Genomic DNA, 22,204 nt, shown 5'->3' on the forward strand with positions numbered 1-22,204 from the left:
GGACTTAAGGCTGGCCTAAGCACGTCCGAAGTTCGGGCCGCCGGCCCTGAAGCGGATCAGCCCTCGGGCTCGGCCTCGGTGGCCGCTGGGGACTCGGGGGGCGCGGGCACCGCCCCTGGCAGGTCGACCGAGCGCCGGCTTGCCTTTTTTTGACGCGCCCGCGGGTGGGCCGCATCGTAGGCCTTGGCCAGGTGCTGGAAGTCGAGCCGGGTGTAGACCTGGGTGGTGCTGATGTTGGCGTGGCCCAGCAGCTCCTGCACGGCGCGCAGGTCGCCACTGGACTGCAGCACATGGCTGGCAAAAGAGTGGCGCAACATGTGCGGGTGCACCGCCGTGGGCGTGCCGGCCAGTTGGCTGCGCCGGCGCAGGCGCTGCCAGATCGACTGCGGGGTCAGGCGCGTGCCGTTTCGCCCCATGAACAGCGCCGGCTGCGACAGCACGGCGCTGGGCTCCAGCCCGCCACGCAGGTGCAGCCAGCGCTGCAAGGCCGCCAGGGCCTGGCGCCCGATGGGCACGCTGCGCCGTTTGCCGCCCTTGCCCAGCACATGGACCTCGGCGGCCTCCAGGTCGATCCAGCCGCGCCCCTGTTGCTGGGCCTGCGGGCTGGCCCGGACATCCAGGCCCACCAGCTCGCCCACGCGCAAGCCGCTGCCGTACAGCAACTCGACCAGGGCGGCATCACGCGCTTCCAGCCAAGGGTCATCGTCGGGGTTCTGAAATTCGGCCAGCTGCACCGCGTCATCGACACCCAAGGCCTTGGGCAGCAGCTTGGGCGCGCGCGGGGCGCGCACATCGCTGACCGGGTTGCTGCCCACCCAACCCTGCTGACCCAGCCAGGTGTAGAAGCTGCGCCAGCACGACAGAACCAGGGCGATGCCCCGGCCCTGGCGGCCGGCGCCATGCATTTGCGCGGCCCAGCGCCGCACCTGGGTGGGCGGCACCGCCGTCAAGCCCAGGCCGGCCTGGTGGGCCAGCGCGCTGAGCTGCGTCAGGTGCAAGGTGTACAGGGTGACAGTGCGTGCGGCCAAGCGCTTTTCAACCCTGACATGGGTCAGGTAGGCCTGCAGCAAGGGATCCAGCGCATCCGGAGCGGGGGGCTGCCCCGCCGCGTCGGGTGGGACCGGATCAGGCGACAAGGCGGCCAGTGGCGCCGCGCTGGGGGCGCCATCGCCCCCCCTGGCCGGAGCCTGGCGCGGCGCGGGCCGCAGCGCGCGGGCGGAGCGGCCGCTGGCTGCCACGGGATCAGCCGCGCAGGCGGCTCAGGGCGGCGCTGGCCAGCTCGGCCATGCGTTCCAGGAAGTCGGTGCCCATGCCGCTGTGGAAGCGCTGCGAGTCCGGCGAGGCCAGGACCAGCATGCCAAAGGCCGGCGCGGCGCTGCTGATGGCGCCATTGCGCAGCGGCAGCAAGGCCAGGGACACGGCCTGGGCCGGCTGCTCCAGCCACTGCACGGCTTCAAAGCCCGGGTTGGCGCCGCAGAAGGGCGAGGTCAGCGAGGTGGCAAAGGTCTTGGCGTCTTCGCTCACGCCTTGGGCAAAAGCCGCCTCGGCATGCTGGGGCGCCACCGACCAGACCTTGATCGCCACCTGGGGCACCTGGAACTGGCTGCGCACGTCGGCGACGATGCGATCGGGCAGTTCAGCCGGGTTGTCGGTGCGCATCAGGCCCAGGGCCCAGCGCTGCAGCTTGTCGGCAATGATGAGGTTCTCGTTGCTGTGCCGGATCATGTCCATGATGCGGCCCTCGAGGGTCTTGATCTTTTCGCGCAGCATCTCGGCCTGGCGTTCTTGCAGGCTGACCGCCCGGTTGCCGTGCGGGCTGGTCATTTGCACGCTGGCCAGGACCTCGGCATGGCGCTCGAAAAAGTCGGGCGAGTTGGTCAGGTAGTTGGCGATGTCGTCTTCGGTGATCGGGTTCATGCCAGGGGTGTTGAGGTCGGTCATGGGGCGGGAAGCTGGGTGAATCAGAGGGCGTCGGGCACGTCGATCTGCCCTTCAAAAACGGTGACGGCCGGGCCGGTCATGCGCACGGGGTGACCCAGACCAGCCCATTCAATGCTGAGCTGGCCGCCGCGGGTGTGCACGTCCACGCGCGCAGCCAGCAAGCCCAGGCGGATGCCCGCGACCACGGCCGCGCAGGCGCCGCTACCGCAGGCCAGGGTCTCGCCCGTGCCGCGCTCGAACACGCGCAGGCGCACTTCGCTGCGCGACACCACCTGCAGGAAGCCGGCGTTGACGCGGCGCGGGAAGAAGGGGTGGGACTCGATCAGAGGGCCCCAGCTGGCCACCGGCGAGGTTTGCACGTCGTCCACCAGCAGCACGGCGTGGGGGTTGCCCATGGAGACCACGGCCACGGCGGCGTCCTGCAAGGCCTCCCGGCCTGGCACGGCCAGCGGCCAGACCTGCCAGTCGCCCCGGGCGCGCGGGGTCAGGCCCTGTGGGTCAAAAGGGATGTCGGCCAGTTCGAACACCGGAGCGCCCATGTCCACCGTGACGCGGCCATCGGCCTGCAGCACGGGCTCGATCAGGCCGGCACGGGTGTGCACGCGGATCGCGTCCTTGGTGGTCAGGCCCTTGTCGCGCACGTAGCGGGCAAAGCAGCGCGACCCGTTGCCGCACTGCTCCACCTCGCCGCCGTCGGCGTTGTGGATCACGTACTCGAAGTCGATGTCGGGCGCTGGGCCCGGGCGCACGGTCAGGATTTGGTCGGCCCCGACGCCAAAGTGGCGGTCCGCCAGGTAGCGGTATTGGGCCGGGCTGAGGTTCAGGCGCGCGGCGGTTTCGTCCAGCACGACGAAGTCGTTGCCGGCGCCCTGCATCTTGGTGAAGCGGATCTGCATCACCAGATTATCGGGGCTTCCGCTGGGCGGCGAAACCGGGCCGCGTCAAGCCGGGTTCAGTCCAGGCTGATGTGAGCCGCCTTGACCACCTCGGCCCATTTCTGGCGGTTGGCTTTGACGGTGGCCTTGAACTGCTCAGGGCTTTCCAGGCGCACGCTGTTGCCAGCGCCTTCGAGCTTGGCCCGGACCTCGGGGTTTTCCAGCACCGCCTGCACGGCGCTGTTGAGGCGCTGCACCACGCGCGGGTCGGTGCCCTTGGGCGCGAACAGGCCAAACCAGATCGAGCTGTCAAAACCCTTGGTGCCTGCGAGGCCACTTTCTGCGATGGTGGGGACGTCCGAGACCGCGCCCACGCGCTTGGCCGTGGTCACGCCCAGCAGGCGCACTTTGCCGGCCTTGTAATGGGTCAGCACGGTCTGCACCTGGTTCATGATGCAGCAGGTCTCGCCGCGCAGCACCGCGGTCATGGCCTCGGGGCCGCCCTTGTAGGGCACATGGGTCATTTCCAGGCCAACACGCGAGTTGAACTCGGCAAACGCCATGTGGGTGCCCGTGCCGTTGCCGGTGGAGGCAAAGTTGTATTTGCCTGGGTTGGCCTTGACCAGCTCGACAAACTCCTTGAGCGTGCGCACCGGCACCACGTCGGGGTTGATGGTCAGCACGTTGGACACATCCAGCACGGGTGCCACCGGCACGAAGTCGGTCTCGACATCGAAAGACAGTTTTTTATACAAGGCGGCGTTGCTGCCATGGGTGGCGGCCGTGCCGAACACCAGGGTGTAACCATCGGGCTTGGCACGCGAGACGAAGTCGCTGGCGATGTTGCCGGCAGCGCCAGGTTTGTAGTCGATCACCACCGCCTGGCCCAGTTGCTTGCCCAGGGGTTCCTGGATCTGGCGCGCCACCACGTCCACCCCGGAGCCCGCCGGGAAGGTCATCACCACGGTGATGGGGTGCTGCGGCCAGTCGCCCTGGGCCAGCACCGGGCCGGCCACGCCCAGCCAGGCAGCGGCCAGCCAGCTCAGGCCAAGGCGCCAAGGGGTCCGGCGAAGAGAGGGGGTGTTGTTCATCAAGCGCTCCAAAATCAGGTCTGCAGGGTGGGTAGGTTCGTTGAACCGCGATTGTGACCAGATGCTCATAAACACCAGGTCTTTGCTTATGCCGGCGCTGCAAGCAAGGGCCGGGCCGACGCCCCAGTCCCCGCCGCATCGGCCCGAACGCCCCTGGTGAAAACCCCAGTCTTGCAGGTGTCAGGTCCCGCCTGAGCGCTGACCATAATGGCTCGCATGACCCGTTCCAGCCAGCAACTGCACCCTTTTCGCGAACCCGCCCCCTTGCGCCAGGCCGCCACCGTGCTGCTGCTGAGGGATGCTGTCGGGCCTGATGGCCAGACCGCGGTCGAGGTGCTGATGACCCGGCGCTCCCTGACCGCCAGCTTCGCTCCGGGGGCCTATGTGTTCCCGGGCGGGGGCATCGACGCGCTCGATGCCGCCTCGCACGGCCAGGCCCGGCGCCGGCCAGGGCAGAGCGATCTGAACCTCACGCGGGCCATTGCCGCCATCCGCGAAAGCTTTGAGGAACTGGGGGTGCTGCTGGCCTGGCAAGCGGATGGCCGCCCAGCCGATGCCCAGACCATCGCGCAACTGGACCGCAGCCAGCCCTTGGCGGCGCAATGCCAGGCCCTGGGCCTGCAACTGGCCGCCGACCAAGTCCATGTGTTGGCGCACTGGGTGACCGACCGCGACCTGCCGCGCCGCTTTGACGTGCCTTTCCTGGTCGCGCCCATGCCCGCTCACCAGGAGCCCGTGGCCGACGAGGCCGAGCAATTCGAACCGGTCTGGGTGCGCCCGGCCGACGCGCTGGCGCGGCATGCCGCAGGCCAGTTCTTCATCATCTTCCCGACCATCCGCACGCTGGAGCGCCTGCAGGCCTACCCCACGGTCGCCTCGGTGCTGGCCGCCTGCGCCAGTGAACAGCCGCTGTGGACCAGTTGCCCCCGCGCCGGTTGGCTCCATGGCCACGAGGCCCGCTACATGGAGCATGAACAGCCTTACGGCGAGCTGGCCCTGGTCAGCCCGGACGGCCAGATCGTGCATGAACTGGCCTGGCAGACCGAGCGCCCCGTGCCGCTGCTCAAGAACGTACAACGGCTGACCGCGCCCAACCCCGGCGTCATGACCGGCCCTGGCACCAACAGCTACCTGGTGGGCGACCCCGACACCGGCTACATCGCCATCGACCCCGGCCCGGCCGACCTGGAACACCTGCAGCGCCTGTGGCAGGCGGCCGGGGGCGACATCCGCCACATCGTCTGCACCCACTCACACCCCGACCATTCCCCCGGCGCCGCCCCCTTGCAGGCCTTGTGCGTGCAGCACGGCCGCGCCGCGCCCCCCATCCTGGGCCTGCCCTCGGCCCCCACCGCCCGCGCGGCCAGCGCGGCCAGCGCCTTCACGCCCGAACGGGCGCTGCAGCATGGCGAGCGCCTCTTGCTCACGGCCCCGGGCGTGCAACACAGCCTGCGCGTGCTGCACACCCCAGGCCACGCAGCCAACCACCTGTGCCTGGTGCTCGAAGAAGACGGCCTGCTGTTCTCGGGCGACCACGTGCTCAATGGCAGCACCACGGTGGTCGACCCACCCGACGGCAACATGGCCCAGTACATCGAGTCGTTGGACCTGCTGAGCGCAGCCTGCGCCGAGCACGGCATCGAGTTCATCCTGCCAGCCCACGGCTACGTGCTGGGTGCGGCCACCGACACCATCGCCCAACTCAAGGCGCACCGGCTCAAGCGGGAAGCCAAGGTGTTGGCCGCCATGCGCGCCCTGCCCGAGGGCACGCCCGAGCAGTGGGTGCCGCTGGCCTACGACGATGTGCCGCAACGCTTGTGGCCGGTGGCCCAGCGCTCGCTGATGGCCCATGTGGAACGCATCCGGACCCTGGCCCTGGCCTGAGATCACTGCGCGTATCCAAGCCACCCGGGCCATCCCCTGGTCGGGCGTGGCCCCCGAGCGCGTAAACTTCGCCCCCTGCCGCCCCCGCCGGGCGTGGCCGACCCGCAGCCCCACGAGCCCGCCCATGACCGAACCGATCCGCCTCTCCAAACACGTTGCCGACCAGGCCGCCTGCTCCCGCCGCGAGGCCGAGTTGCTGATCGAGGGGGGATGGGTGAAGGTCAATGGCGGCATCGTCGAAGAGCCCCAGCACCGGGTCAACCCTGGCGTGGATCAGGTTGACATCGACCCGCAAGCACGCCCCGAAACCGTGCCGCCAGCCACCTTGCTGTGGTACCGCCCCGACCCCCAAGCCGCCTGCGACGCCTTGAGCCTGCAGGCCACCGCCCCCATCAGCCGCCACCCAGTGCGCGTGCTCAAACGCCATTTCGCCCAGCAGCTGCCGCTGGCGGGCCTGAGCGGCCTGGCCACGGGTCTGGTGGTGTTCACCCAGGACGGCCGCATGCGCCGCCGCCTGATGGAGGATGAGGCCGAGCTGGAGCAGGAGTTCATGGTCGAGCTGCCGGGCCAGGTCACCAACGACACGATCGAACGCCTGCAAAACCGCATTCAGCAGGCGCGCCAATGGCCCTTGGTGCCGGTGGTGGGCAAATTGAGCTTGAACGCGCGCGGCCCCCAAGGCACGCGTCTGCGCTTCGCGCTCAAGGCCAGCAATGCCAGCTGCATCCTGGCCTTGTGCGAGAGCGCGGGGCTGCGCCCCTTGGCGCTGCGCCGCACCCGGCTGGGCCGGGTCGCGCTGGCGGGCCTGGCGCCGGGCGAGTGGCGCTTCATGGGCCCGCACGAGAAGTTCTGAGCGCGCCACCTCGGCGCGTCGGAAAGAAGAAAGTGTGAAGTCAGCCGATAAGCCGGATTCTGTGCACCAGGGTTGCCCCCGGTGTGACCGCCATTACTCTGGGCCGGGGGTCGCCCACCCGGCTCGATGCTACCTACCCGCCAACTCTGCGGAACCACATCAACGCTGGCCTACTTGGTATTGCTGCGCGTAGAGATTGCCCGTTTCACCTTGGTCGGGCACCGACCAAGGTGGCTGTGGGGGTCACGCTTGCGCGTGATCTGACGGGCTTTCGCCCGTCCGAACGCGGCTTGCGCCGCTCCCCCACAGAACACCCTGATTGGGCCGGTTCGACCAAACTCGTCTCTGTTGCTCTGATCCTCACCTCGCGGTGGAGAGCCGTTAGCTCCTACGCTGTCCTGTGCAGTCCGGACGTTCCTCCAGTGCGGTGTTTCCACACGGCGACTTGCGTCGCCGCCCTTTCGGCATGCACCAGCGGCGGTCTGGCTGACTTCACGGGCGCCATTATGACTGCTGGGCATGAGCTTAGTTGCCCACGGGCGAATGAAGTGGGCCAGAATTCGCGCATTCACCTCAAACCCCTCAGGAGACCGCATGAAAGCCGACAACATCCTTCAGACCATTGGCCGCACCCCACACGTGCGCATCAACCGGCTGTTTGGCCCGCAAGCCCAGGTGTGGATCAAGTCGGAGCGCGGCAACCCGGGCGGCTCGATCAAGGACCGCATTGCACTGGCCATGATCGAAGACGCCGAGCAATCGGGCAAGCTCCAGCCCGGCGGCACCATCATCGAGCCGACCTCGGGCAACACCGGCATCGGCCTGGCCATGGTGGCCGCGGTCAAGGGCTACAAGCTGATCCTGGTGATGCCCGACAGCATGTCGATTGAGCGCCGCCGCCTGATGCTGGCCTACGGCGCCACCTTCGACCTGACGCCGCGCGAAAAAGGCATGAAGGGCGCCATCGCCCGGGCCGAAGAGCTGGCCGCCAGCACGCCGGGCGCCTGGATTCCACAGCAGTTCGAAAACCCCGCCAACATCGATGTGCATGTGCGCACCACGGCGCAGGAAATCCTGGCCGACTTCCCCGAGGGCATTGACGTGCTGATCACGGGCGTGGGCACCGGCGGCCACCTGACGGGCACGGCACGCGTGCTCAAGGCCAAGTTCCCGCAGCTCAAGGTCTTTGCGGTGGAGCCTGCAGCCTCGCCCGTGATCTCGGGCGGCGCACCCGCTCCCCACCCCATCCAGGGCATTGGCGCCGGCTTTGTGCCCAAGAACCTGGACACCAGCCTGCTCGACGGCGTGATCCAGGTCGACGCCGAAGCGGCCCGTGAATACGCCCGCCGCAGCGCGCGCGAAGAGGGCCTGCTGGTCGGCATCTCCTCGGGAGCCACCCTGGCCGCCATCGCGCAAAAACTGCCCGAGCTGCCCGCCAACGCGGTCATCCTGGGCTTCAACTACGACACCGGCGAGCGCTACCTGTCGGTCGAAGGCCTGTTCCCGGCCTGAGCCCAACCAGGGCAGGCAGCGCACCCTGCCCCCACCGGCGGTACTGGGGCCCCACAACGTGGGCCCCGGACCGGGCGGGCCGATTAAAATCGAGGCCACCTCCAGACCTCTGCTTGATCAACACAAGCCGGCCCCCATGATTCGCCTCTCCGAACTCAAATTGCCGCTGGCCACGCTGCCAGCCGATCCCCAGACCCAGCCCATCGAGGCCTTGCGCACCCAGGCCGCGCTCATCCTGGGCATCGCGCCCAGCGACATCGCCACCGTGCATGTGCACAAACGCAGCTTTGACGCACGCAAGCCCGAACTGCTGACGGTCTACATCGTCGACCTCACGCTGCACGACAGCGCCGCCGAGGCCCCGCTGCTGGCACGCCACGCCACCCACCCGCACATCCAGCCCACGCCCGACATGGTCTGGCACCCGCCCGGCCAGGCGCCGAGTGACTTTCCCAGCCCCGGCAATGAACGCCCGGTGGTGGTGGGCTTTGGCCCCTGCGGCATTTTTGCCGCGCTGGTCTTGGCCCAGATGGGCTTCAAGCCCATCGTGCTGGAACGCGGCAAGACCGTGCGCGAGCGCACCAAGGACACCTGGGGTCTGTGGCGCAAAAAGGTGCTGCACCCCGAGTCGAACGTGCAGTTCGGCGAAGGCGGCGCGGGCACGTTCTCGGACGGCAAGCTGTACAGCCAGATCAAGGACCCGCGCCACCTGGGCCGCAAGGTGATGGAAGAGTTTGTCCAGGCCGGTGCGCCCGAAGAAATCCTGTACGCGGCACGCCCGCACATCGGCACCTTCAAGCTGGTCAAGGTGGTCGAGACCTTGCGCGAACAGATCATCGCCCTGGGCGGTGAGATCCGCTTCCAGCAGCGCGTGACCGACGTGGTGATCGAAGACGAGGGCCCGCAAGGCCGGCAGCTGCGCGCCCTGAAGGTGCTGGACCTGGAAAGCGGCCAAAGCTACGAGTTGCCCGCCACCCATGTGGTGATGGCCTTGGGCCACAGCTCGCGCGACACCTTTGCCATGTTGCACCAGCGCGGCGTCTACTTGGAGGCCAAGCCCTTCTCGGTGGGCTTTCGCGTCGAGCACCCCCAAGGCCTGATCGACCGAGCCCGCTGGGGCCGGCACGCCGGCCACCCGCTGCTGGGTGCAGCCGACTACAAGCTGGTGCACCATGCCAGCAATGGGCGCGCGGTGTACAGCTTCTGCATGTGCCCCGGCGGCACCGTGGTGGCCGCCACCTCCGAGCCCGAGCGTGTGGTCACCAATGGCATGAGCCAGTACTCGCGCAATGAGCGCAATGCCAACGCGGGCATCGTGGTGGGGATCGACCCCAAGGACTACCCCACACAGCCGGCCGATTTTGAATGGGCGCTGGGCCCGGACCACACGTGGCAGCCCCCCGCCGACGGCGGCTTCCACCCACTGGCGGGCATCGTGCTGCAGCGTCAGCTGGAGTCGCGCGCCTTTGTGCTGGGCGGCAGCAATTACGAAGCGCCTGGCCAGTTGGTGGGCGACCTGGTGGCGGGCAAAGCCTCCACCGCGCTGGGTTCGGTCGAGCCCTCGTACAAGCCCGGGGTGAAGATGGGCGATCTGTCGCAGGCCCTGCCCGACTATGCCATCAGCGCCATGCGCGAGGCCTTCCCTGCCTTCGGCCGCAAGATCAAGGGCTTTGACCTGCACGACGCGGTGCTGACCGGGGTCGAAACCCGCACCTCATCGCCTCTGAAGATCACCCGGGGTGAGACCTACCAAAGCCTCAACACCCGGGGCCTGTTCCCTGCAGGCGAAGGGGCCAGCTATGCCGGGGGCATTTTGTCGGCCGGCGTCGATGGCATCAAGGTGGGCGAGGCCGTGGCGCAAAGCCTGCTGGGGCTTCAGCGGAGCTGACGCGGCGCGGGACGCCCCGCAGCCCGTGGCGCGCCGCCCTCCCAGTCCAGTGCGGCACCCGCAGGCAGGCGGAAGCTGTCCACGGTGTCCGCCAATTGCTGGGCTTGGTTGCGCAGGCCTTGGGCGGCGGCAGCCGACTGCTCCACCAGGGCCGCGTTCTGTTGCGTGATCTGGTCGAGCCGGCTGACCGCTTCATTGACCTGCCCCAAGCCCGTGCTCTGCTCGCGCGCCGAATGGCTCAGCTCGGCAATGATGGTGCCTACCCGGGCCACCGAATCCACAATCTCGGCCATGGTGCTGCCGGCCTGTTGCACCAGTTGCGCTCCGCTGTCGACCTGGCTGACGCTGGATGCAATCAGGTCGCGGATCTCACGCGCGGCCTGGGCCGCGCGTTGGGCCAGCACGCGCACCTCGCCCGCGACCACGGCAAAGCCCCGGCCCTGTTCGCCCGCGCGGGCGGCTTCCACCGCCGCGTTCAGGGCCAGGATGTTGGTCTGGAAGGCAATGCCGTCAATGACCCCGGTGATGTCGGCAATGCGCCGCGACGAGCCCGAAATACCCTCCATGGTCGACACCACCCGTGACACCACCTCCCGCCCTTGCACGGCCACCGCACTGGCCGAGCCAGCCAAGCCTTCGGCTTGCTGAGCGGCATCGGCGCTTTGTCGCACCGCGGCCAGCAACTCCTCCATGCTGGCGGCCACCTCCTCCAGGTTGGAGGCGGTTTGCTCGGTGCGCGCAGAAAAATCGTTGTTGCCTGAGGCGATCTCATGGCTGGCATTGGCCACAGAAGCACTGGCACTGCGCATGCCCGACACCACCTGGACCAGCTTGGCCTGCATGCCCGTCAATTCGGCGACCAGGCCCTGCACCTCGTCACGGCTGGCGGGATCGACCGGGGGCGGCACCTGGGTCAGATCGCCATCAGCGATGTGACCGGCCAATCGGGTCGCGCCAGCCACGGGGGTGAGGATGGAGTGCGACAGCCGCCAAGCGCTGAGCACGCTCAAACCCAGGCCCAGCAAGGACCCCATGACCAACAGACTGATGCCCTGGCGCTCGCTGTTGAGGGCGCTCTCACGCGCCGACTGCACCCGGGCGCGCTGGTGCTGGGCCAATTGGTCGACCGCAGCCGCGTAGCGATCGGCCGCCGGGCGCAGGTCCTGGCTGATGGCCTCGTCCGGCACAGGCTGGCCTGCGGCACGCTGCTTGACCAGGCGGTCGCGCACCTCTCGAAAACCATTGCCGGCACCGTCCAACGCAGCAAACAGTTTCTTGGACTCATCGTCATCCGCCAGGGCCTCCAGGCGTTTTCGCACCTCAGCAGAGCGTGCCGAGGTGCGCTTGCGGTCCGCGTCGATGCGTGTAGCCGCTGCCGGGTTGTCGATCAACAACAGGGTTTCGGCGCGGCTGGAGCTGATCACGACAATCGCGTGCAACTCCGAAGCCAGCAAGGCGCGCTCGGAAGAGTCTCCCCCCAGGTCATCGGCGATCGCCTGCAATTGAATCAAGCGCCAAACGCCAATGCCGGCGGCCAAGCTCATGACCAGGCACACCAAGCCAAAACCCAGCGCCAGACGAGGCCCCAGGCGGGTTCGAGAAAAAAGCCCTGCACCCATGGCGCACCCCGCACAGTGAAGAGAGAGTGAGGCAGCTTAGCCGAAGCGAAGCCCGGTCGCCAGCCTCAATGCCCTTCAAGAGCGCTGGAGAAAGTCCAGCGCCAGCACGCTCAGCGCCCGCACGCCCAGGGCCAGGGCGTCTTCGTTGAAATCAAACAACGGTGAGTGGTTGGACGGCGCGGTCTCCGCCTTCAGCCCCACCGGTGTGCCGCCCAGGAAAAAGAAGAATCCTGGCACCACTTTCTGGTACTGAGAAAAGTCTTCCGAGCCACTGACCTTGGGGATCTGCACCACCTGGCCCCGCATGGCCAGCTTCAGGGCGGGCAGCGAAGCCTCGGTCAGGGCGGGAGAGTTCACCGTGACCGGGTAAATCATGGGCCCAAAACTCACGGTCGCCTTGGCGCCCGAACTGGCCGCGATCTGCTCAGCCGTGGCGACGATGCGTTTTTGGGCTTCCTGGCGCATGTCCTCGTCAAAGGCCCGCAGGCTGCCCAGCATCACGACCTTGTCGGGAATGACATTGCCCCGATTGCCCCCGTTGATGGCCCCGACGGTCACAACCACAGGGTCTTGGGTGAGGTTGAGCTGACGGCTGACCACCGTCTGCAAGCCCAGCACCACCTGGCCTGCGGCCACCACCGGGTCCACCCCCAGCCAGGGGGCCGAGCCATGGCCTCCACGGCCAGTCACCTCGATCGTGATGTCGTCCGCACTGGCCATGGTGGCGCCGCTGCGGTAGCCCGCCAAGCCTTGGGGGATGTTGGCCGTCAGGTGCAACCCGTAGATGGCCTGCACCTCCTTCAGCACCCCTTGCTCCACCATGGCCTTGGCGCCGAAGCTGGGCACATGGCCGTGGGCATCCGGGGCTTCGGTGACGCCTTCCTCGGCGGGTTGGAAGATGAACTTCACGCTGCCGGGCAGCTCGGCCTTCATGCCCGCCAACACCTCGGCCACGCCCATCAGGATGGCGGTATGGCCATCGTGGCCGCAGGCGTGGGCCACCGACACCTCTTGGCCCAGGTAGTTGGCCTTGACCTTGGAGGCAAAGGGCAGGCCGGTCAGTTCCTGCACGGGCAAGGCGTCCATGTCGGCGCGCAGCGCCACCATCTTGCCGGATCGGCCCCCTCGCAAAATGCCGACCACGCCGTGGCCGCCCACCCCGGTCTGGACCTCGAGGCCGAGGCGCCGCAAATGATCGGCCACCAGCTTGGCGGTGCGCACCTCGGCGCCGGACAGCTCAGGGTGGCTGTGGATGTCGCGCCGCCAACTCACCAACTGCGGCGAAACAGCGCTGATGCGTTGGTCCAGGGTTTTGAGGGAGGCTGCGTCCAGACTTTGGGCCTGCAGCGACGTGAGGGCGCCCAAGGCGGTGCCCAGCAGGGCACAACGAACGGCGTTCAAGCGGGCCCAGCGGCGGCCGCGACCAACAGAGAAGGGGGTCATGGGGTGGTCCTACAGCAAGTCGAAGTTGTCGGGGACGTCCATGCTAGGACGCCCCTGGCACCTGCTTGCCGCTGCCCCGGACCAACCGGGAGGCGAGACCAACCGCCTGGGATCAGCGGGAGGAAATGACGCGCCGCCAGGCGCGTCGTCGATCAAACAGCCGAGCTGGCTTGCAGGCGCGCGATGCGCTCTTCGATCGGAGGGTGGGTGGAGAACAGCTTGCCCAGGCTGCCCGTGATGCCCATGGCGGCCACGCTCTTGGGCAGCTCGCCAGGCACCATGCCGCCCAAGCGAGCCAGCGCGTTGACCATGGGTTGACGGCGGCCCATCAGCTGAGCGGCGCCGGCGTCAGCCCGGAATTCGCGCTGGCGCGAGAACCAGGCCACGATCATGCTGGCCAGGAAGCCCAACAAGATGTCGAGCACGATGGTGCTGACCATGTAGGCGATGCCCGGGCCCGAGCGCTCTTCGTCGCTCTTGCGGAAGAAGCTGTCGACACCATACGCAATGACGCGCGACAGGAACACCACAAAGGTGTTCATCACGCCCTGGATCAGGGTCATGGTGACCATGTCGCCGTTGGCGACGTGCGCCACTTCGTGGCCGATCACCGCCTCGACCTCTTCGCGCGTCATGCCCTGCAGCAGGCCGGTGGACACCGCCACCAGGGCCGAATTCTTGAAGGCGCCGGTGGCAAAGGCATTGGGCTCGCCCTCGTAAATGCCGACCTCGGGCATGGCGATGCCGGCACGCTCGGAGAAGCGGCGCACGGTGTCCACGATCCAGGCTTCGTCGGCCGACTGGGGCTGATTGATGATGCGGATGCCCGATGTCCACTTGGCCATGGGCTTGCTGATGAGCAGCGAAATGAAGGCCCCGCCGAAGCCCATGATCAGGGCAAAGCCCAGCAGCGCCCCGAGGTTCAGGCCGTTGGCCGTCAGGTAGCGGTTCACACCCAGCAGGCTGGCCACGATGCCCAGCACCACCACAATGGCGACGTTGGTCGCGATCAACAACAGGATTCGTTTCATCAAAGCTCCATCAGGAAATTACAAAGGTCTCAGTCCACCCGGGCACGGGCGACACGGCCGCCTGGCCCCGGACTTCGCGCAGTGTGCTTTGTTGTGTGTTGTTGTGCGGCCTGGCGCAAGCCGTGTGGGAAGAGCCGATATTAGGGGGAAAAGTTCCCCCTGCGGCCAAGTCACCGCCGCCAACAGGTCAGCGGTGACCCGGGGCTCGCGCCGCCCGGTTCAGACCAGTCGCCAGGGCAGCGATTCGCCCGAGCGCAGCGGCTTGAGCTGCGCCTCACCGAAGGCAAAGCTCTCCGGCGGGGTCCAGCTTTCGCGCTTCAAGGTGATGGTGCCGGAGTTGCGCGGCAGGCCATAGAAGTCCGCGCCGTTGAAGCTGGCAAAGGCTTCCAGTTGCGCCAGGTGACCGGCCTGATCAAAGGCCTCGGCATACAGCTCAATGGCCGCGTGGGCGGTGTAGCAACCCGCGCAACCACTGGCGTGCTCTTTGAGGTGGGCCGGGTGCGGGGCGCTGTCCGTGCCCAGGAAGAAGCGCGGGTTGCCGCCGACGGCCGCCGCCACCAGGGCCTGGCGGTGGGTTTCGCGCTTGAGCACCGGCAGGCAGTAGTAATGCGGCCGGATGCCACCGGTGAAGATGGCGTTGCGGTTGTACAGCAGGTGGTGGGCCGTGATGGTGGCGCCGGTGAAGCGGTCGGCGGAATGCACGTAGTCGGCAGCTTCGCGCGTGGTGATGTGCTCGAACACGATCTTCAGCTCGGGGAAGTCGCGGCGCAGCGGGATCAGTTGGGTGTCGATGAACACCGCTTCGCGGTCGAACAAATCGATGTCGGCCGAGGTGACTTCACCGTGCACCAGCAGCAACAGGCCTTCGCGCTGCATGGCTTCGAGCACGGGGTAGATCTTGCGCAGGTCGGTCACGCCGGCGTCGCTGTTGGTGGTGGCGCCCGCCGGGTACAGCTTGCAGGCCACCACGCCGGCCGCCTTGGCTCGCGCGATTTCCTCGGGCGGCAGGTTGTCGGTCAGGTACAGGGTCATCAAGGGCTCAAAGCGCATCCCGGCCGGCACCGCGGCACGGATGCGGTCGCGGTAGGCCACGGCCTGGGCGGCCGTGGTCACGGGCGGCTTGAGGTTGGGCATGATGATGGCGCGGCCAAATTGGGCGGCCGTGTGGGGCACGACGGTGGCGAGGGCGTCGCCATCGCGCACATGCAAATGCCAGTCATCGGGGCGGGTGATCTTGAGGAGGTCGGTCATGGGGCTGGATTTTCGCATCCCAGCACCCCTTCGGGCCAGAGTCCCCCAGGAGCCAGGGCGCGGCCGGGTGCGGCGGGCGCCTCCAAACGTAAGAGGATAATACCAATGCGTGCCTGGGCGAGTTACCGCTACCATGGCCCGCGGTCATCGCCGAGGCTGCTACCCGGGCCCTGCAGCGAGTCGACCTTTGCTGCAGCCCTTTGCCAACCTTGATGCCCCACCATGTCCTCCATTGAGTCCAAGCCGCCTGAGCTTGCCCCTGCCGCGTCCGCCGAGGCAGACGAACCCACCCGCGTGCCACTGGCCATCGAAGACTGGCTGACCGTGCTGATCATGGCCGCGCTGGCCCTGATCACCTTTGCCAACGTGCTGGTGCGCTACTTCACCAGCTCCTCGTTTGCCTGGACGGAGGAGTTCTCGGTCTTTCTGATGATCGTGCTGGCCCTGGTGGCGGGCTCGGGCGCCGTGGCGCGGGACCGCCACATCCGCATCGAGTACTTCTCTGACAGCGGCTCGATGGCGCGTCGGCGCGGCCTGGCGTGCTTTGGCGCGCTGATGGTGGCCTTGCTGTTTGGCCTGATCGCGGTGCTCAGCGTGCGCGTGGTCTGGGACGACTACCGCTTTGGCGAAACCTCACCAGGCATTGGGGTGCCGCAGTGGTGGTATTCGATGTGGATGCCCATCATCTCGCTGGCGATCGCCCTGCGCGCGTTTGGTCTGTTCCTGCGCCGCCTGCGCGGCCTGGTGCCGGGAGCGTCCGAATGATCGCCACACTGCTCTTCATTGTGTTCCTGGCCATGATGCTGGCTGGGGTGCCGATTGGCGCCTCGTTGGGCCTGGCCGGGGCGGCAGCGATTGCGATTGCCAACGCCGACTCGCAGTGGTTCGGCCTGCTGGCCGTGCCGCAAAACTTCTACGCCGGCCTGGGCAAGTACCCCTTGCTGGCCATCCCCATGTTCGTGCTGGTGGGTTCGATCTTTGACCGCTCGGGCGTGGCCCTGCGCCTGGTCAACTTCGCCATCGCCATCGTGGGTCGCGGCCCGGGCATGCTGCCCCTGGTGGCGATTGCCGTGGCGATGTTCCTGGGGGGCATCTCGGGCTCCGGCCCGGCCAATGCGGCGGCCGTGGGCGGGGTGATGATCGCGGCCATGTCGCGCGCCGGGTACCCGGCCAGCTTTTCGGCCAGTGTGGTGGGCGCGGCGGCGGCCACCGACATCCTGATCCCGCCTTCTGTGGCCTTCATCGTGTACTCGGTGCTGGTGCCTGGCGCCTCGGTGCCCGCGCTGTTTGCCGCGGGCATGATCCCCGGCGTGCTGGCCGGCCTGGCGCTGATCGTGCCGGCCGTGTGGCTGTCGCGCAAGCACAAGATGGGCGCGCTGGAGTCCACCCTGCCCCGCCCACCGTTCTGGAAAAGCCTGCGCGAAGCCGTCTGGGGCCTGGCGGCGCCGGTGCTGATCCTCGGCGGCATGCGCGCGGGCTGGTTCACGCCGACCGAGGCCGCTGTGGTGGCGGTGTTCTACGGCCTGTTCGTGGGCATGTTCATTCACCGCACCATCCGCTTCCGCGACCTGTTTGTGATCCTGCGCGAGTCGGGCGAACTGTCGGCCGTGATCCTGATCGTGGTGTCGTTGGCGGGCATCTTTGCCTTCTCGCTGTCCACCCTGGGCGTGATCGACCCGGTGACGCGCGCCATCGTCAACTCGGGCTTGGGTGAGTACGGGGTGCTGGCCTTGCTGATCCTGCTGCTGATCACGGTCGGCATGTTCCTGGACGGCGTGTCCATCTTCCTGATCTTCGTGCCCCTGCTGCTGCCCATCGTGCAGTACTACAAATGGGACCCGGTGTGGTTCGGCGTCATCCTGACGCTCAAGGTCGCACTGGGCCAGTTCACCCCGCCGCTGGCGGTCAACCTGATGGTGTCCTGCCGCATCGCCAAGGTGCGCATGGAAGAGACCGTGCAGTGGGTGGGCTGGATGCTGTTCTCGATGTTCTTGGTCATGGTGCTGGTGCTGGTGTTCCCAGAGCTGGCCTTGTGGCTGCCGCGTCAGCTGGGCTATTGAGCCGGCCGACCGCCCCCAGACAACGATTTGCGACTGAGCTTTTTTAGGAGACCGACATGACAAAAAACCAAACTTCCCGCCTCAAGCGCGGCCTGCTGGGCCTGGCCCTGAGCGCGGTCGCCCTGGCCGCATTGCCAGGGGCGGCCAACGCCCAGACCTACAAGGCCGAGTACCGCATGTCCCTGGTGCTGGGCACCGCGTTCCCCTGGGGCAAGGGCGGCGAGCTGTGGGCCAACAAAGTGCGTGAGCGCACCCAGGGCCGCATCAACATCAAGCTGTACCCGGGCGTGTCGCTGATCCAGGGCGACCAGACGCGCGAATTCAGCGCGCTGCGCCAAGGCGTGATCGACATGGCCGTGGGCTCGACCATCAACTGGTCGCCCCAAGTCAAGCAGCTCAACCTGTTCTCCCTGCCCTTCCTGATGCCCGACTTTGCGGCCGTGGACTCGCTGACCCAAGGCGAAGTGGGCAAGAACCTGTTCAAGGTGCTGGACCAAGCCGGCGTCGTGCCGCTGGCCTGGGGTGAAAACGGCTACCGCGAGATCTCCAACTCCAAGATGGCGATCAAGAAGCCCGAAGACCTCAAGGGCATGAAGATCCGTGTCGTGGGCTCTCCCCTGTTCCTGGACACCTTCACCGCCCTGGGTGCCAACCCCACGCAGATGAGCTGGGCCGATGCCCAGCCGGCGCTGGCCAGCGGCGCCGTGGACGGCCAAGAAAACCCGATGTCCATCTTCACGGCGGCCAAGCTGCACACCGTGGGCCAGAAGCACCTGACCATGTGGGGCTACATCTGCGACCCGCTGGTCTTCGTCGTGAACAAGGACATCTGGAACTCCTGGACCCCGGCCGACCGCGAGATCGTGCGCCAAGCCGCGATCGACGCCGGCAAGGAAGAAATCGCCATCGCCCGCAAGGGCCTGGTCGAGTCCGACAAGCCTTTGCTCAAGGAAATCAGCGGCCTGGGCGTGACCATCACCCAGTTGAGCCCGGGCGAGCGCGAAGCCTTCGTCAAGGCCACCCGCCCGGTGTTTGACAAGTGGAAGGTCACGGTCGGTGCCGACCTGGTGGCCCAGGCTGAAAAAGCCATTGCCGAACGCAAGAAGTAAGGCCTGAGCCTGGCGGGGCCAGGCCCTGGCCCCCGGCCCCAGAACGCAAAAAGCCCCGTCACCGACGGGGCTTTTTTCTTGGGCGGAGACCGGCGCGGTGCCGGCCACCCGCGCTCAGTGCTGCAGGATCTTGTTGAGGAAGTCCTTGGTGCGCGGCTGGCGTTCTTCGGGCTTGTTGAAGAAGTCGTCCTTGGAGCAGTCTTCCAGCACCTTGCCACCCACGTCCATGAAGATCACGCGGTTGCTGACCTTGCGCGCAAAGCCCATTTCGTGCGTGACCACCATCATGGTCATGCCTTCCTTGGCCAGGCTCACCATCACGTCCAGCACTTCGCCGACCATTTCGGGGTCGAGCGCCGAAGTGGGTTCGTCAAACAGCATCACGATCGGGTCCATCGACAGCGCACGTGCAATCGCCACGCGCTGCTGCTGGCCGCCCGAGAGCTGACCTGGGAACTTGTCCTTGTGCGCGATCAGGCCCACGCGCTCCAGGTACTTCAGGCCATGCTTCTTGGCCTCGTCGGCGCTGCGGCCCAGCACCTTGACCTGGGCAATCGTCAGGTTCTCCGTCACCGACAGGTGGGGGAACAGCTCGAAGTGCTGGAACACCATGCCCACGCGGCTGCGCAGCTTGGGCAGGTCGGTCTTGGGGTCGTGCACGGCCGTGCCGTCGACGTAAATCTCACCCTTCTGGAAGGGCTCGAGCGCGTTGATGGTCTTGATCAGGGTCGACTTGCCCGAGCCCGAAGGCCCGCACACCACCACCACTTCGCCCTTGTTGATCTTGGTCGAGCAGTCGTTCAGCACCTGAAAACTGCCATACCACTTGGAAACGTTCTTGAGTTCAATCATGGCTATTCCTCACTCTGTTCCGCCTCAGCGGATGATGGCGATCTTCTTATGCAAGTGCTTGACCAGGCTGGACAGCGCAAAGCAGATCACGAAGTAAATGACAGCGGCCAACACGTAGGCCTCGATCGGGCGACCGAAATTCTTGCCCGCGGTCTCGAAGCCCTTGAGCATGTCGTAGGCGCCAATCGCGTAGACCAGGGAGGTGTCCTGGAACAAGATGATGGTCTGCGTCAGCAGCACCGGCAGCATGTTGCGAAAGGCCTGCGGCAGGATCACCAGCTTCATGTTCTGGCCGTAGGTCATGCCCAGGGCCTGACCGGCAAACACCTGACCCCGCGGGATCGACTGGATGCCGGCGCGCATGATTTCGCTGAAGTAAGCGGCCTCAAACGCGATGAAGGTGATGGTGGCCGAGACCTCGGCGCCGATGGGGCGGCCGATGGCAAACGGGGCCAGCAGGAACACCCACAGGATCACCATCACCAGCGGAATGCTGCGCATACCGTTGACGTAGATGGTGGCCGGCACGTCCAGAATCTTCTTGCCCGACAGGCGCATCAGCGCCAGCACCGTACCGAAGAGCACGCCGCCAATCGTGGACACGATGGTCAGCATGATGCTGAAGTAGAACCCCTTGGCAACGAATTTGCTGATGAGGTCCCAGCTGTAGAAAGAGAGGTCGAAGTTCATGTCATGCCTCCGTAGGGCCGCCCCAAGGCAGGCATGCACCCCCTCGGGGGGCCGCGATACACGCAGTGATGAGCGTGGGGGTCATATCCAATGCCTCCGTAGGGCCGCCCCAAGGCAGGCATGCGCCCCCTCGGGGGGCAGCGATACACAAAGTGATGAGCGTGGGGGTTGTCATGTCAGTGCCCTCCTCCGGTGCCGCCCTGGACGATGAAGCCCGGGATGCGCGAACGCTTCTCAATGAACGCCATGATGCGGTTGATGGCGAAAGCCGACACCACATACAGGCCCGTGACGGCGATGTAGACCTCGATGCCGCGCGAGGTTTCTTCCTGCGCCTGCATGGCGAACATGGTCAGCTCGGCCACCGAGACGGCAAACGCCACGGACGAGTTCTTGAAGATGTTCATGGTCTCGCTGGTCAGCGGCGGGATGATGATGCGAAACGCCATCGGCAAGATCACATAGCGGTAGTACTGCGGCGTGGTGAAGCCCAGCGCCATGCCCGCATAGCGCTGACCGCGCGGCAGCGCCTGGATGCCGGCGCGCACCTGCTCGGCGATGCGCGAGGAGGTGAAGAAGCCCAGGGCCAGCACGACCAGCACAAAGCCAGGCACGTCCTTCAAGGCCGGGAAAAACGCCGGGATGACGTGGTACCAGAGAAAGATCTGGACCAAGAGCGGAATATTGCGAAACAGCTCGACCCAGGCATTGCCGAATCGGGTGAGCCAAGGGCTGTCAGGCAGGGTGCGGATCGTCCCGATCACGGCACCGATCAGCAGGGCGACCAGCAGCGCCAGCAGCGCCACCGACACGGTCCAGCCCCAGGCAGACAGCATCCATTGCCAATACGTTGGGTAAGCCCCACCGGGGTCTTGCAGGAAGACTTCCCATTGCCAGTTCATGGCCATACAGGCTTCTCCATTTGGTTGATTTTTAAAACGCTTGTGCGGCCGCCCCGGGTCCAGGCCTTGTGGGCGAGAACTCGGGTGGGCACGCAGGGAACCGAGACCCCAGGCCCGCTGGGCCGGGGGTCAAGAGGCCTCAGGCCCGATCACTTCTTGGCGTAGTCTTCAGCCGGCTTGTCGTTGGGGTTGGCCCAAGCAGCCTTGGTGGCGTCGCTGGCGGGCAGGCCCACGCGGGTGTTCTTCGGAGGGATCGGCTGCACGAACCACTTGTCATAGAGCTTGGCCAGCTCGCCCGACTTGGCCATGTCGCGGATGGTTTCGTCGCCCAGCTTCTTGAAAGCGGCGTCGTCCTTGCGAACCATGATGCCGATGGGCTCGACGTTGAGCACTTCACCCACGATCTTGAAGTCCGCAGGCGTCTTGGCGTTGGCAATGTTGCCAGCCAGGATCTGGGCGTCCATCACGAAAGCGTCAGCGCGGCCCGACTCCAGCAGCAAGAAGCTGTCAGCGTGATCCTTGCCGAAGACTTCCTTGAAGTCCACGCCGGTCGAGCGCTCGTGCTTGCGCAGCAATTGCACCGAGGTGGTCCCGGTGGTGGTGGCCACGTTCTTGCCATTGAGCTGGGCGATGCCGGTGATGCCCGAAGCGGCCTTCACAGCGATGCGGACTTCTTCCACGTAGGCGGTGTCCAGGAAGGACACGTCCTTTTGGCGACCGGCGTTGTTGGTGGTGGAGCCGCACTCGATGTCCACGGTGCCGTTTTGCACCAGCGGGATGCGGTTTTGCGAAGTCACGGAGACGTACTTGATCTCCAGCTTCTTGCCGACAGCCTTCTCGACGTTGGTCACGATGCGTTGGCACAGTTCAACGTGGTAGCCAGCGTATTTGCCGTCGCCCAGGGTGTAGGACAGGGCGCCCGAAGAGTCGCGCACGCCCAGGGTGATGGCCCCGGACGCCTTGACCTTGGCCAAGGTGTCGTTGGCCTGTGCCAGCACGCTGCCAGCCGCGAGGGCGGTGACGGCAAAAGCGAGCAAATGTTTCTTCATGGAATCTCCTTTGGATGGGACGGATGAGATTAAGGAAAGCGCAATTTTAGGGAGGCGGTACCGAGGGATTACCCGGCAATTCGTGTGTGTACTGGGGTAGACCCCAGCGCAAACCAAGGCGTCAAACGCCAAGGAGTCGCCTTCGGGACATCGC

Annotated in this window: 19 protein-coding genes and 1 other RNA gene; 7 read left to right on the top strand and 13 right to left on the bottom strand. The window is 66.6% G+C overall.

Annotation, left to right across the window (positions count from 1 at the left end):
• Positions 1-56: 56 nt before the first annotated feature.
• The 4 genes from PSQ39_RS00425 to PSQ39_RS00440 all read right to left on the bottom strand — a co-directional run bounded on the left by PSQ39_RS00425 (position 57) and on the right by PSQ39_RS00440 (position 3,907).
• A complete protein-coding gene (locus tag PSQ39_RS00425; protein ID WP_273925588.1) occupies positions 57-1,070 on the bottom strand; it encodes a tyrosine recombinase XerC in 1,014 nt (337 codons plus the stop codon).
• 172 nt (positions 1,071-1,242) lie between these two features.
• Positions 1,243-1,941: a DUF484 family protein gene (locus PSQ39_RS00430; protein ID WP_273924625.1), complete on the bottom strand. Its 699-nt coding sequence runs from the start codon at positions 1,939-1,941 to the stop codon at positions 1,243-1,245.
• Positions 1,942-1,961: 20 nt separating this feature from the next.
• A complete protein-coding gene (gene dapF / locus PSQ39_RS00435; protein WP_273924626.1) occupies positions 1,962-2,837 on the bottom strand; it encodes a diaminopimelate epimerase in 876 nt (291 codons plus the stop codon).
• 56 nt (positions 2,838-2,893) lie between these two features.
• A complete protein-coding gene (locus tag PSQ39_RS00440) occupies positions 2,894-3,907 on the bottom strand; it encodes a Bug family tripartite tricarboxylate transporter substrate binding protein (RefSeq protein ID WP_273924627.1) in 1,014 nt (337 codons plus the stop codon).
• A 216-nt stretch (positions 3,908-4,123) separates the two neighbouring features.
• Here PSQ39_RS00440 and PSQ39_RS00445 point away from each other — a divergent pair, with 216 nt between their 5' ends.
• Positions 4,124-5,791 (top strand): MBL fold metallo-hydrolase, encoded by a 1,668-nt coding sequence (locus tag PSQ39_RS00445; RefSeq protein ID WP_273924628.1) that lies wholly within the window; start codon positions 4,124-4,126, stop codon positions 5,789-5,791.
• A gap of 124 nt (positions 5,792-5,915) precedes the next feature.
• On the top strand, positions 5,916-6,644 hold the full coding sequence (locus tag PSQ39_RS00450; RefSeq protein ID WP_273924629.1) for an RNA pseudouridine synthase: 729 nt from the start codon (positions 5,916-5,918) through the stop codon (positions 6,642-6,644).
• A gap of 32 nt (positions 6,645-6,676) precedes the next feature.
• On the opposite strand, the gene rnpB is transcribed toward PSQ39_RS00450, so the two are convergent.
• Positions 6,677-7,138, bottom strand: an RNA gene (rnpB, locus tag PSQ39_RS00455) — RNase P RNA component class A.
• 100 nt (positions 7,139-7,238) lie between these two features.
• On the opposite strand from rnpB, the gene cysK reads away from it, so the two are divergent.
• Both cysK and PSQ39_RS00465 read left to right on the top strand, forming a co-directional pair.
• Positions 7,239-8,156 carry a cysteine synthase A gene (gene cysK, locus PSQ39_RS00460; protein WP_273924630.1) on the top strand — a complete coding sequence of 306 codons (918 nt, stop codon included), beginning with the start codon at positions 7,239-7,241 and terminating at the stop codon, positions 8,154-8,156.
• Between the two features lie 136 nt (positions 8,157-8,292).
• The gene (locus PSQ39_RS00465; protein ID WP_273924631.1) at positions 8,293-10,044 is read left to right on the top strand and encodes an NAD(P)/FAD-dependent oxidoreductase; all 1,752 of its coding nucleotides are present in this window, start codon (positions 8,293-8,295) and stop codon (positions 10,042-10,044) included.
• Here PSQ39_RS00465 and PSQ39_RS00470 read toward each other — a convergent pair.
• From PSQ39_RS00470 to pyrC, 4 genes are all read right to left on the bottom strand, one after another.
• Positions 10,032-11,663 (bottom strand): methyl-accepting chemotaxis protein, encoded by a 1,632-nt coding sequence (locus tag PSQ39_RS00470; protein WP_273924632.1) that lies wholly within the window; start codon positions 11,661-11,663, stop codon positions 10,032-10,034. The genes PSQ39_RS00465 and PSQ39_RS00470 overlap by 13 nt on opposite strands.
• Before the next feature lie 75 nt (positions 11,664-11,738).
• Entirely contained in the window at positions 11,739-13,106 is a 1,368-nt protein-coding gene (locus PSQ39_RS00475) for an amidohydrolase (protein ID WP_273924633.1), read from the bottom strand.
• A 152-nt stretch (positions 13,107-13,258) separates the two neighbouring features.
• Entirely contained in the window at positions 13,259-14,137 is an 879-nt protein-coding gene (htpX, locus tag PSQ39_RS00480; protein ID WP_273924634.1) for a protease HtpX, read from the bottom strand.
• Between the two features lie 219 nt (positions 14,138-14,356).
• A complete protein-coding gene (gene pyrC, locus PSQ39_RS00485; protein WP_273924635.1) occupies positions 14,357-15,388 on the bottom strand; it encodes a dihydroorotase in 1,032 nt (343 codons plus the stop codon).
• Between the two features lie 222 nt (positions 15,389-15,610).
• On the opposite strand from pyrC, the gene PSQ39_RS00490 reads away from it, so the two are divergent.
• The 3 genes from PSQ39_RS00490 to PSQ39_RS00500 are packed head-to-tail and all read left to right on the top strand — an operon-like array spanning position 15,611 to position 18,557.
• Positions 15,611-16,153, top strand: coding sequence for a TRAP transporter small permease (locus PSQ39_RS00490; RefSeq protein WP_273924636.1), 543 nt, complete (start codon positions 15,611-15,613; stop codon positions 16,151-16,153).
• Entirely contained in the window at positions 16,150-17,448 is a 1,299-nt protein-coding gene (locus PSQ39_RS00495; protein ID WP_273924637.1) for a TRAP transporter large permease, read from the top strand. Before PSQ39_RS00490 ends, PSQ39_RS00495 begins: the two co-directional genes overlap by 4 nt.
• A 56-nt stretch (positions 17,449-17,504) precedes the next feature.
• Positions 17,505-18,557 (top strand): DctP family TRAP transporter solute-binding subunit, encoded by a 1,053-nt coding sequence (locus PSQ39_RS00500; protein ID WP_273924638.1) that lies wholly within the window; start codon positions 17,505-17,507, stop codon positions 18,555-18,557.
• Between the two features lie 114 nt (positions 18,558-18,671).
• Here PSQ39_RS00500 and PSQ39_RS00505 read toward each other — a convergent pair whose 3' ends face one another.
• From PSQ39_RS00505 to PSQ39_RS00520, 4 genes are all read right to left on the bottom strand, one after another.
• Positions 18,672-19,409 (bottom strand): amino acid ABC transporter ATP-binding protein, encoded by a 738-nt coding sequence (locus tag PSQ39_RS00505; RefSeq protein WP_273924639.1) that lies wholly within the window; start codon positions 19,407-19,409, stop codon positions 18,672-18,674.
• Between the two features lie 24 nt (positions 19,410-19,433).
• Positions 19,434-20,099 carry an amino acid ABC transporter permease gene (locus tag PSQ39_RS00510; RefSeq protein ID WP_273924640.1) on the bottom strand — a complete coding sequence of 222 codons (666 nt, stop codon included), beginning with the start codon at positions 20,097-20,099 and terminating at the stop codon, positions 19,434-19,436.
• Positions 20,100-20,275: 176 nt separating this feature from the next.
• Complete coding sequence (locus tag PSQ39_RS00515; RefSeq protein ID WP_273924641.1) at positions 20,276-21,001, bottom strand: amino acid ABC transporter permease; 726 nt, start codon at positions 20,999-21,001, stop codon at positions 20,276-20,278.
• A 149-nt stretch (positions 21,002-21,150) separates the two neighbouring features.
• On the bottom strand, positions 21,151-22,050 hold the full coding sequence (locus tag PSQ39_RS00520) for a transporter substrate-binding domain-containing protein (RefSeq protein WP_273924642.1): 900 nt from the start codon (positions 22,048-22,050) through the stop codon (positions 21,151-21,153).
• Positions 22,051-22,204: the final 154 nt, after the last annotated feature.

Source organism: Curvibacter microcysteis (assembly GCF_028649455.1).
Lineage (GTDB): Bacteria > Pseudomonadota > Gammaproteobacteria > Burkholderiales > Burkholderiaceae_C > Curvibacter > Curvibacter microcysteis.